Raw genomic sequence first — 10,380 nt, forward strand, 5'->3', positions numbered from 1 at the left:
GACGGAGTTCGCCGATCTCGACATCGTCGACCTCGATCTGCCGATCGACGAGGAGCTCGCCGCGGTGAGCATCGGTGGCCTCGGCAACACCGAGGTCGGCGCGTCCGGTTTCTGGGGGAGGAGCTGGCTGATCTGAGCCCGGGCGGCTCCGGCGCGCCAGCCGGCCACGCCGGAGCCGTCCGACCGGACCATCCCGAGCCACCCCCGTGCGAGGTTCCTGTGCCCGCTCCGCCCACCGACTCCACCGGCCCCGTCGTCGTCGTACGGGTCGCCGCGCTACCCACGCAGGCCCTGGCGGAGACCGCCGCACCGGCCTCCTGGGCGACGGTCCAGGCCATCCTCGCCAGCCGTCGCCTGGTGGCCGAGGTCGGTGCCCGACTGGCCGACGAGGTCCACGGCTTCGTCGCGGACCCGGCCCTCGCCGACGCCCGGCCGGAGCTGGTGGCCCTCCGGCGGGCCCTGCACAACCACCGCCGTCCCGGACCCCGGGCCTGGCCCGGCAACCATGCCGAGCTGCTGCCCGCCCGCTTCCGAGCCGAGCTGACCGGCTGGACCGTCGAGCTGGCCCGGTCCGCCGCGCTGACCCGGCGACTTCCCGAACTGCTCGACGCCGAGCGGGTCCGCAGCCTGCGGGCCCTGCGCGAGTGGAGCGCCACCGAGGTCTTCGAGTTCGGACTGCTGCAGTCCAGTGAGGACCTTTTGCACGCCCTGCTGAAATGGCGTGCCCAGCCGGAGGGCAGCGCGCCCCGGGCCCAGGTGGCGCTGCGGCTGGCCAAGTACCTGGCCCGCGCGGTGGCCAAGACCAGCCCGCAGGCCACCTTCATGATGAGCGGGCTGTGCCGGTGGTCCGACGTGCCGACCCCCGTGCAGCCCACCGGCCGCTGGGCCTGGCGCAGCGCCGTCGAGCCGGACGTACCCCTGCTCCAGGCGCTCAGCCGCCGCCTGGCTACCGACGGTGCCGCCGACCGGCTCGTGGTGGCCGTCACGCCGGACGCCGAGGTGGCCGAGGGGCGGATCTGGTTCGGCTACCCGGGACGCGAGCGCATCCGGGGACTGCTGTTGACCCCGCCGGTGCGTACCGTCGTCGAGGCCGTCGGTGCCGGCGGACCCCTCGCGGAGGTGGGCCGCCGCCTGCCCCGCGACGCCGCGGTGACCTTCGACCGGCTGGTCGAGATCGGGCTGGTCGAGATCCGACCTCCCTTCGCCGACCAGGCCGCCGACCACCTGCACGACCTGCGCGCCTGGCTCGGCCCGGACGCACCGGCCGCCGGACCGCTCCGGGCCCTCGCGGACGCCCTCGACACCTATCCGGCCCCCGGGACCGGCGCCTGCCGTCGCCGGGAGCTGCACCACCGGATCCGCACCGAGTTCGAGACGGTGAGCGGCCAGGTCGGTGGCCCGCCGCTGCCCGCCCGGAACCTCTTCCGGGAGAACGCCGTCTTCACCGCCGACCCGGTCCGCCTCGGCGGGCCGGCCTGGCGTCCGGCCGTGGCCGACCTGCACGTGGTCCACCGCTTTCTGGCCCTCTTCCAGCACTCGACGGTCGTCCGGTTGGTGGCCCACCGGATCTTCGTCGACCGGTACGGCGCGCACGCCCGGGTGGGTCTGCTCACGCTGCACCGGGAGCTGTCCCGGCTGACCGTTGACGCCGCCCCGGCAACGGCGCTGGCGGAGCTCGCCGGCCTGCTGCACCCGGGGGAGCCGCCCGACCCGGCCGGCAGCACCCTCGCCGAGGTGCGGTTGCTGCACCGGCTGCGACAGGAGGCACTGGCCACCCTCTGGGCGGGGCCGGAAACCGGCCAGGACGGAATCACCGTCGACCCGGCGCGGGTACGGGCGTTGGTGGCCGGCTGGCCGCCGTGGGTACGACCCGCCCCGGCGCTGGCCTGCTTCGTCCAGCAGGTACCCGCCGCCGACGGGCTCCGGCTGGTGCTCAACGGCGTCGGCGCCGGGCACGGGGCCGTCCGCAGCCGGGTGCACCGGCTGCTGGCGAAGGTCGCCCCGGAGGCAGCCGACCCCGTCGACCCGCCCGGGTCCACGGCACTATCCGGTCCCGACCCGGCGGGCTACCTCGCCGAGCTCACCGGCCTCTTTGGCAGCAACGTCAACCTGCGCTCCCCGGCGGTGGGCTTCGAGATCTGCCACCCCGGGATGGTCAGCGCCCGCCCGCCGCAGCAACGGATCCCCCTCGACGACCTGGTCGTGACGCCCGACGCGGCGACCCCGGGTCTGCGCCTGCGGCGGCGCAGCGACGACGGTGCGGTCCGCATCGCGTGCACCGGCATGATGGCCGGGGCCCGGCTGCCCCGACTCGCCCGTTTCCTGGTCCACCTCTTCGGCGACGTGCCCAACGCCGCCGCCCCGACCGCCCAGATCTTCACCGGGACCCCGGAACACCCGACCGGCACGGTACGGCGACGACCCCGGCTGTCGATCGGCCGGGTCACCGTGTCCCGGGCCTCCTGGCGGGTCCGCGCCGATCTCGTGCCGGGCCGTGCCAAGGGCGTCGACGACGCCGGCTACCTGCTGACCCTGGCCACCTGGTTCGCCGAACACCGGATCCCCCAGCGCTCGTACGTCACGGCGAGCCGACCGGCCCCGGTCAAGCCGGTCTACCTCGACCTGGCAAACGTGCCGCTCGTACGCCTCTTCGAACGCCTGCTGCGCGACCCGGGCGCGGTGCTCACCTTCCAGGAGGCCCTGCCGCAGCTCGCCGACGCCCCGAGCTACGGCACCGAGGGCCGGCACGTGACCGAGTACGTCGTCGAGATCGGCCCCTCGTGACCCCGCCGCCCTGGCTGTCGCTGCACGCCTTCCACCGCGGCGACCACGACCGGCTGCTCACCGGGGCGGTCGCCCCACTGGTCGCCTCGTTGCGGGCCACCGGCGTACTCGACCAGTTCTTCTTCATCAGGTACTGGGAGGGCGGGCCGCACCTCCGGCTCCGCCTGCTGCCGACCCGGCCCGACCTCGCCGCCGACGTCGCGGCCTGCACCCGGTCCACCCTGGAGGCGCACCTGGCCCGGTTCCCCTCCCCGCCCCCGGGGCCCGCCGAGCGGTACGCGGCCCTCGCCGAGCGGTACGCCCGCCTGGAGGGCCGGGCCGACCACGACCGACGGATCCGCCCGCCCGACGTGGTGGAGGTCCAGCCCTACCAGCCCGAGTACCCGATCTACGGTGGCCGGGCGGCGACCCGGGCCGTTGAAGGCCACTTCACCGACTCCAGTTGGCTGGCCCTGTCGACGTTGGCCCGCCCGGCGGCTGCGGATCACCGCTCGCGGCTGGCGGTGCTCGCGTTGGCCTCGGCGCTCGCCGCCTGGCAACCCGACCGGCACCGCCTGGCCCACCTGCTTACCCGGTCCCGGTCCCACTGGGATCCGGCCGACGGCCACCGGGCACGGTGGGAGAGCTACCTGCGGCAGCGCACCGCACTGCGGCGGCTGGTGTCCAGCTGCTGGACGGCGGCGCAGTCGACGCGACCAGGGGCTGATCCGGACCCCTTCGTCGCCGCCTGGTCCGCCTCCATCCACCGGCTCCGAGCCGAGCTGACCGACCTGCACCGGGTCGGGGACTTCCACCCCGACCTGCGGTCGGTGCCGACCCGCTTCACCGCCGACGCCGGCCCGTCCCGCTTCACCGAGGCCGGCCCGACCCGCCTCGCCGACGCCGGGCCGACCCGTGCGGAGCAGGCGTTGCTCGTCGTCCTGCTGCGCTGTGTGCACCTGCTCTGCAACCGGCTGGGTCTCGGTGTCGACCAGGAGACCCAGCTGCACTACCTGGTCTGCGCCGCCTGCGTCGACCTCGGAGAACCCGCGCGCGAACAGGAGGACTTCCGATGACGCCCACCCCGCCGCCGGAGGAACCCGGCTGGTACAGCATCCAGGTCCGGTACCACGCCCAGGAGAAGGACGACCTGATCCTGGACGGCGTACGCCCCCTGCTGACCGCGCTCGCCGACGTCGTCGACCAACCACATCTCATCCGCCACTGGCGCCGTGGCCCCCACCTGCGGATCAACCTGCGGACCACCCCGCAACTCTGGGCCGCGACGGTACGCCCCACCGCGCGGCGCAGCCTCTCCGACTACCTGCGCGACCACCCCTCGACGGCCGCCCTGCGCGAGGCCGACCACCTGGCGGCACACCGGCGGCTCGCCGTCCGCGAGGCAGACCCCGGCCCGCTCACCCCCTGGTACCCCGACAACACCGTCCAGTTCGAACCGTACGAGGACCGCCGGCACGTCCTGGGCAGCCCGCAACTGGCGAACCTGCTGGCCGGGGCGTACGCCCGCAGCACCGCCCTGACCTTCGACACCCTGGCCGCGATCCGCAGCGGTGCGGTGGACCGGATCGGACACGCCCTGGACCTGCTGTTCGCCTTCGGTCACCTCAGCGTCCCACCGATCTCCCGGGGCTACCTGTCGTTCCGGTCGCACGTCGAGTCCTTCCTGGCGTACACCGCCGACCCCGACGCCGTCCGCGCCACGTTCGACGAGCGGTACCGGCGGCACCGCCCGGCGCTGCGCGATCGGCTCCACGCCACCCTGGCCACGGTGCGGGGCGGTCGCCCGGATCCGCTGGTCGAGACCTGGCTGGGGATCGTCCGGGACCAGAAGGCGCGGGCCGAGCCGCTGTTCACCAGCGGCGAGATCGACCTCGACCACCTCGACCAGCAGGGCATGGAGCTACGACACCCGATCGCCTTCCACGACATCCTCAGCGAGACACCGGCCCACCGGAGCGAGGTGCTGTCGCAGGTCTGGTTCCGCTGTCACCGGCTGGCCATCAACCAGCTCTACTCCCACCTGGGCCGACTCGGCATCGTGCCGACCCAGCGCTACCTGCTCTGTCACCTGGTGGCCCGCACGGTCGAGGAGGAGTACGACATCTCACCGGCCGCCCTGGCCCGACAGTTCGTGGACGCCCTGCGGTGAACCGCCGGGCCGCAGGCCCGGTCAGGAGGCGTCGTGGGCGTCGCGGTGGGCGAGGACCTCACCCATGTGGTCCTGCGCCCAGTACCTGATCTCCCGGGTCATCCGGTGCAGCGACAGACCGAGGTCGGTCAGCTCGTAGCAGACGGTGACCGGGACGGTCGGCGTCACCGTCCGGGTGAGCAGACCGTCGCGTTCCAGTGAACGCAGGGTCTGGGTGAGCATCTTCTGACTGACCCCGGCCAGCAGCCGGGCCAGCTCGGAGTAGCGCAGCGCCCTCGGCGCGTCCGGTCGCGGGCCGGCGTCACCGCCCAACGCGCACAGCACCAGCACCACCCACTTGTCGGAGATCCGGTCGAGCAGCTGACGGCTGGGGCAGACCGCGAGGAACGCGTCGTAGTCCGCCTTGGCCCGGGCCCGCTGCTGCGCTGCTCTCGTTGTGGCCACCGGGCTCCCCTCTCCCTGCTGGGTGGTTACGCACTTTCAAGTGCCTACTTCCCGATGGAGAGTAAAGCTCCCATGCTGGAACGCGCCACCCTCTCCCGACAACGAAAGTGACCCGATGAGCACCTCTCCCACCGCCCTGCCCGGCGGCACCTGGACGCTCGGCGACCACACCGTCACCCGCTTCGGCTACGGCGCCATGCAACTCGCCGGACCGTGGGTGCTGGGGCCACCCGCCGACCGCGACGGCGCGCTGGCCGTTCTGCGCGAAGCGGTCGACCGGGGCATCACCCACATCGACACCAGCGACGCCTACGGGCCGCGGATCACCAACGAACTGATCCGCGAAGCGCTGCACCCGTACCCGGAATCGTTGTTGATCGCCACCAAGGTGGGGGCGAACCGCGACGCGCAGGGCGGTTGGCCGACCGCCCGCCGCCCCGCGGACCTGCGCCAGCAGGTCCACGACAACCTGCGGTCCCTCGGGGTCGACACCCTCGACCTGGTCAACATGCGGATGGGTGACGCCCAGGGGCCTCAGCCCGGCCCGATCACCGAGGCGTTCGAGACCCTCGTCGAACTCCACCGCGACGGCCTGATCCGCCACCTGGGGGTCAGCAACGTCACCGCCGAGCAGGTCGCCGAGGCCCGCACCGTCGCCCCCGTCGTGTGCGTGCAGAACATGTACAACCTCGCCCACCGCCACGACGACCAGCTCATCGAGCAACTGGCCGTCGACGGCGTCGCCTACGTGCCGTACTTTCCGCTCGGTGGTTTCTCACCGGTGCGCTCCGCGGCGCTCTCGGCCGTCGCCGCCCGGACGGGGGCGACGCCGAAGTCCGTCGCCCTCGCCTGGCTCCTGCGGCGCTCGCCGAACGTCCTGCTGATTCCCGGTACGTCGAAGGTGGCCCACCTGCGCGAGAACATCGTCGGCGCCGGCCTCGCCCTGTCCGACCAGGACCTCGCCGAGCTGGACCGCGAGGACCGGGCCCCGGTCGTCGCTAACGATCCGTCGGATCCACTGCGGCACTGAAGGCGTGGCGCAGGAACCTGCGCTGCCAGCGGACCTCGACGGCGCGCCTGTGGTAGTGCCGGCGCACCCAGTTGACGGCCTCGTCGGGGGCCATGCCCTCGAAGACGCACAAGGTCGCCAGGCCGGTGCCGGTACGCCCGATACCACCCCCGCAGGCGATCTCCACCCGGTCGGATTCGGCTCGATCGTAGGCCTGCCGGAGCGCTCGCAGCGCTTCGTCGGGGTCGGCCGGCAACCAGAAGTCCCGCCACCGCACCCAGACCCGTTCCCACTGGGGTTCCGCGGTCGGCTTGTCCGTCAGATGGACCGCGAACGTCGGCGTCGGGCCGTCCGGCGAGTCGTATCTGAGGCCCCGCCCCCGGAAGCGGCGCCCGGACGGCAGCTCGATCACACCCGGAGCATCGACACTCCACTGTTCCGTCATGGAGACTCCCAACTCGTCTTCGGTACGGAGATCGTGTTTCTCGACCATCGCTGCCACTCCTGTGGGAATCTGCGGGACGATCTGTTGGCGTGGAAAACGAGTGCGAGGGCAAGTCCCTCAACGGGGCCGAGCGTGCCGGTGGCGTCGCCTCGAAGATACCAACCTGGGCCGGTTCGGACTGACCTCGGCGAGCGCGGGTGGCCGAGGGCGAGACGGGTTCGAGCGGGGCGCGTCGGGTAGCCGGCGACGCAACCGGGGCCCGAGGTGGAGCGGTCGGGGGACGGAGAGTTTCAGCAGGCCAGGATGGCGTTCAGGTTGATCTTCGAGGTGCCCCCGGCAGGATTCGAACCTGCGACACACGGTTTAGGAAGGCGACAGCGGCATAGTGGCCACTGTGCTCGTGACCTGGGCGGGCTGGCCACTCAGCGGTTCCGCAAGCCAAAAGATCATTGCCCGTACTCTGCATGGGGCGCTGAGGCCGCCCGCAGGGCGGGCCGCGAGCCCGTGCCTCCCGTCTTGCAAGATCAAGACTATTGCCAGCTGTCATCGGTGGCCTGCTCGCCGTGTCGTCCACTCCAGCCCAGGACCGCACCCATCGGCCATCTTGACTGCGCATGCGGCTGTACAGTCATGCCGTTGGCGGGGATTCGAACCCTTACACCCACCGCGGGGACCGAACGTCATCAAATCAACCGGATTGACGCTCCAGCCAGGGCGGAACCTGCCGACGCTTGCCGCCCCTGGCCGCACTCAAGTGTCGTAAATCTGACCGAATGATCTTCGAGCCCGCCCTCGACGACGCATAGCGGCCACGGTGGTCAATTTATGCGCCTTTACAGTCCGGCCACCGACCTTGGACGCCACCACAAAGCCTTCCGTTGGCTGCAAGCCATTCATCGGCTACTGTGCGTGTATGGGCGTTCAGGAAGCCGCCGGGTGGGGGCTGGCCGGCGGCTTGGTCGCCAGCCTTCTTGGCCTGTCGGCCTCGGTCGTGGCGGCCGGCTACCGGTGGCCTTGGCGATACTCCCAAGACGGTATCTGGCCACATCTTTTTGTCGCCCTCGCTAGCCTTGCGGTCGGCGGCATGGTAGCGGCGGCGGCTCACGCTCAGATGACCGGAGCATGGCCAGCATTGATCATGGGAGCGTGCGCGCCTTCCGTAGTTCGTGGCGTCCTGAGTAGAGTTGAAATCACCGAGCAGAAGCCGAATTCAGCCAGTTTGCCACCTACAGATGCCTTGGAAGGCAGTGAGGTCGTGGCGGATGGTACGCGCTGATACCCTACTGGGCCGGATCGCTCGTGTATCTCGGCCTGACGAGCCCTGGTTGCGCATCACGACGTCGCCTTGGTGGGCCAGCGTCCTTGTCGCCGCCGGGGCGAGGCGGTCTTCCATGCCCGACAGGATGAGCGCCGTTCACAACCGCAGTGAAAGCGTTCAGGATCAAGCGCCAGCGGAGCGCAGCGCCGTATTCAGACGGTTGGAATCGGCATCGCCAGAAGTTCGTCTGGCACTTCGCAGCCATCCTGCGCTTATCGCAATGACGCTCCTTCTGAGTCTCGTTGACGATGTCAGGAAATGGCTGTCTATTCGCCGTATCATCATCGACATATTTGGCTCGCACGACGACATTCCTGGATTGACCAGTTCCCTTGAGGAGAATATTTCCACAGCCAGCAGAATTGCGAGGTTCATGGTTTACGCAAGTGATTCTGAATTTGAGCAGGCCCGTCCGGTTGCCACCACGCTCGCCCGCACTATCGGCGATATGCTGCGCTTTGGACCAAGCCTTGAATCTCGTTTGGCGCGCACCTTCGGCATCCCGGGCCGCAGCAGCCTCAGTCCGCTGCGAGACAGCGTTCGGGAGCTTGAGCAAGACTTGGTTCGAAACGCCGATCTCGCCCACAGTCTTGCCGTCAGCCTTCGAGGCGGAAGTGCTCTCGCGTTAGCTCGTACGGCTTCCCATGACCTCGACCTCGAGCCCGCGTTGGCCGCAGACCTTTACCTAGCCGTTGCCCTCGCCTTCGATATAGCGGTCGATGTCAAACAGGGCTTCGCGAATGCGCTGGCGCAAAGCTTTGACCAGCTTCGGTCGGATTTCGCCGGAGCCGACCTCCGCAATTTTTCCCTATTGAGTTCGGTGAACCTGGGGGGCGTGCGTTGGTCTTCCACAACTAAATGGCCGCCCGAATGGGCGGACTATCTTCGCCTCAACTCGGTACTCATTGGCCCTGATCTGTTCGAGGTGCAATCCGGCAATGCGGACATGGCCAGTGATGCTGGTCTAATTCGTCATTAGCCCTGAGGCTCGCCACAACAATCGAAACCTTTTGATCACTGCCATCTTTGCCTCCAGTCATCCCGGAGAGCCCGAGGGGCCCGCCGGAGGCACTGCTGCCCGTGCTCCAAAGCCCTGGACCTGCGGATGATCATGGCACTGCGACACGGGGTAGGCGCATGCCGGTCAGATGTACGCGGACGGCACGGCGGTCGATTCGGTGCTGAATGAGTTCATCGAGGCGGCGCAGTCGGGGACTCGGGGCCGCCGGTCGAAGACGGTCGCGGTGTCGCCTGAGGCTGGCCGACGGGCCGACCTACACGAGGCGGCTCGTGAAGCCGGCGTCGAGCAGGCGGGTGTAGGCGGCGCGTACCTGGTCGGGGATGTGTTGCGGGATGGCGTAGCCGAGTTCGGCGTACCTGTCGATGCGCTGGGTGTCGCCGACGAGCATGTCCATGACCTTCTTGGTGTCGCCGATGCTGGCCACGTAGCCGTCGAGTGAGAGCTGGTGGGACGCGCAGATCACGTCGACTTCGGGCCAGAGCTTCTTGCAGGTGGCGTACGCGCGGCGCTGTTGGTAGGGGCGGGACATGAGGATCACCGATCGGGCCGGGACCTGGTGCTCGGCAAGGAGTGCGCGGGCGTACTTGATGTTCTGGCCGGTGTTGGTGGCCTGGGTGTCGATGAGGATCGCGGCGGTTGGTACGCCATGGGTTATGGCGTACTCGCGGTAGTGGACGGCTTCGCCTCGCGGGAAGGCCTCGTTGGTGGTCGGGGCGTTGGCACCGGTGAAGACCAGGGTCGGGTACGTCCCTCGGTGGTAGAGGTCGGTGGCCACCTTGGCGACTCCGAGGTCATGGCTGCCGAGGCCGATGCCCACATCAACGGGCAGGATCTCGTGGTGCATGTGGTGGTAGTCCCACAGGCATTCGACGTCCGCGCGGTGTTCGGCGGGGATGGTCGGGGGAGTCGTCGTCATCGTGGGTGCCTCAGTCGGGAATCTTGAAGGTGTACGACCAGGTGAAGCGGGATGCGGCGTGCACTCCGCGCGCGAACTCGACGGGGCGGCCGTCTCGGGTGAGCGTCGTGCGGTGCAGAACCATGACCGGCTCGCCAGCGGGAAGCTGGAGAATCTGGGCTTCCTCGGGTGTGGGCATTCGGGCGCGGACGGCCTCGGTGATCGTGTCGGGTTCGAGTCCTTGGCTGGTGAGGATGCCGAAGCCGCCGCCTTGTCCGGCGGGGCCGGGGGTTGGGTCGACCAGGGAGGTTCCCT

Annotated in this window: 9 protein-coding genes; 5 read left to right on the top strand and 4 right to left on the bottom strand. The window is 70.1% G+C overall.

The genetic code is table 11. From position 1 onward, the window contains the following. The first annotated feature begins 219 nt into the window (after positions 1–219). From ACN28G_RS29435 to ACN28G_RS29445, 3 genes are read left to right on the top strand one after another with little or no spacing between them, the layout of a single operon-like run. Positions 220–2,784, top strand: a complete 2,565-nt coding sequence (locus ACN28G_RS29435; RefSeq protein WP_421480832.1) for a hypothetical protein — start codon at positions 220–222, stop codon at positions 2,782–2,784. Then, positions 2,781–3,839 (top strand): thiopeptide-type bacteriocin biosynthesis protein, encoded by a 1,059-nt coding sequence (locus ACN28G_RS29440; protein ID WP_421478032.1) that lies wholly within the window; start codon positions 2,781–2,783, stop codon positions 3,837–3,839. Before ACN28G_RS29435 ends, ACN28G_RS29440 begins: the two co-directional genes overlap by 4 nt. After that, entirely contained in the window at positions 3,836–4,933 is a 1,098-nt protein-coding gene (locus ACN28G_RS29445) for a thiopeptide maturation pyridine synthase (protein WP_421478033.1), read from the top strand. The genes ACN28G_RS29440 and ACN28G_RS29445 overlap by 4 nt, the downstream gene beginning before the upstream one ends. A gap of 21 nt (positions 4,934–4,954) precedes the next feature. Here ACN28G_RS29445 and ACN28G_RS29450 read toward each other — a convergent pair whose 3' ends face one another. Then, positions 4,955–5,377 carry a winged helix-turn-helix transcriptional regulator gene (locus ACN28G_RS29450; RefSeq protein ID WP_091433996.1) on the bottom strand — a complete coding sequence of 141 codons (423 nt, stop codon included), beginning with the start codon at positions 5,375–5,377 and terminating at the stop codon, positions 4,955–4,957. Between the two features lie 115 nt (positions 5,378–5,492). On the opposite strand from ACN28G_RS29450, the gene ACN28G_RS29455 reads away from it, so the two are divergent. Continuing rightward, positions 5,493–6,407: an aldo/keto reductase family oxidoreductase gene (locus ACN28G_RS29455; RefSeq protein ID WP_421478034.1), complete on the top strand. Its 915-nt coding sequence runs from the start codon at positions 5,493–5,495 to the stop codon at positions 6,405–6,407. Here the strand turns inward: ACN28G_RS29455 and ACN28G_RS29460 are convergent. After that, positions 6,376–6,879, bottom strand: coding sequence for a protein-tyrosine phosphatase family protein (locus tag ACN28G_RS29460; protein ID WP_421478035.1), 504 nt, complete (start codon positions 6,877–6,879; stop codon positions 6,376–6,378). The genes ACN28G_RS29455 and ACN28G_RS29460 overlap by 32 nt on opposite strands. A gap of 1,355 nt (positions 6,880–8,234) precedes the next feature. Here ACN28G_RS29460 and ACN28G_RS29465 point away from each other — a divergent pair. Then, positions 8,235–9,128: a hypothetical protein gene (locus ACN28G_RS29465; RefSeq protein ID WP_421478036.1), complete on the top strand. Its 894-nt coding sequence runs from the start codon at positions 8,235–8,237 to the stop codon at positions 9,126–9,128. A gap of 295 nt (positions 9,129–9,423) precedes the next feature. Here the strand turns inward: ACN28G_RS29465 and ACN28G_RS29470 are convergent, their stop codons facing one another. Together ACN28G_RS29470 and ACN28G_RS29475 are read right to left on the bottom strand one after the other, a co-directional pair. Continuing rightward, complete coding sequence (locus ACN28G_RS29470) at positions 9,424–10,086, bottom strand: YdcF family protein (protein ID WP_421478037.1); 663 nt, start codon at positions 10,084–10,086, stop codon at positions 9,424–9,426. 10 nt (positions 10,087–10,096) lie between these two features. Beyond that, on the bottom strand, positions 10,097–10,380 hold a 284-nt coding region (locus tag ACN28G_RS29475; protein WP_421481009.1), incomplete at its 5' end, for a UTRA domain-containing protein.

This window comes from Micromonospora sp. WMMA1923 (genome assembly GCF_049179195.1).
GTDB lineage: Bacteria > Actinomycetota > Actinomycetes > Mycobacteriales > Micromonosporaceae > Micromonospora > Micromonospora yangpuensis.

Excerpts from the sequence above, each read along its gene's own strand:
- ACN28G_RS29445 (WP_421478033.1), top strand. The coding sequence starts at position 3,836 with ATGACGCCCACCCCGCCGCCGGAGGAACCCGGCTGGTACAGCATCCAG.
- ACN28G_RS29455 (WP_421478034.1), top strand. The coding sequence starts at position 5,493 with ATGAGCACCTCTCCCACCGCCCTGCCCGGCGGCACCTGGACGCTCGGC.
- ACN28G_RS29460 (WP_421478035.1), bottom strand. The coding sequence starts at position 6,879 with ATGGTCGAGAAACACGATCTCCGTACCGAAGACGAGTTGGGAGTCTCC.
- ACN28G_RS29465 (WP_421478036.1), top strand. The coding sequence starts at position 8,235 with ATGAGCGCCGTTCACAACCGCAGTGAAAGCGTTCAGGATCAAGCGCCA.
- ACN28G_RS29470 (WP_421478037.1), bottom strand. The coding sequence starts at position 10,086 with ATGACGACGACTCCCCCGACCATCCCCGCCGAACACCGCGCGGACGTC.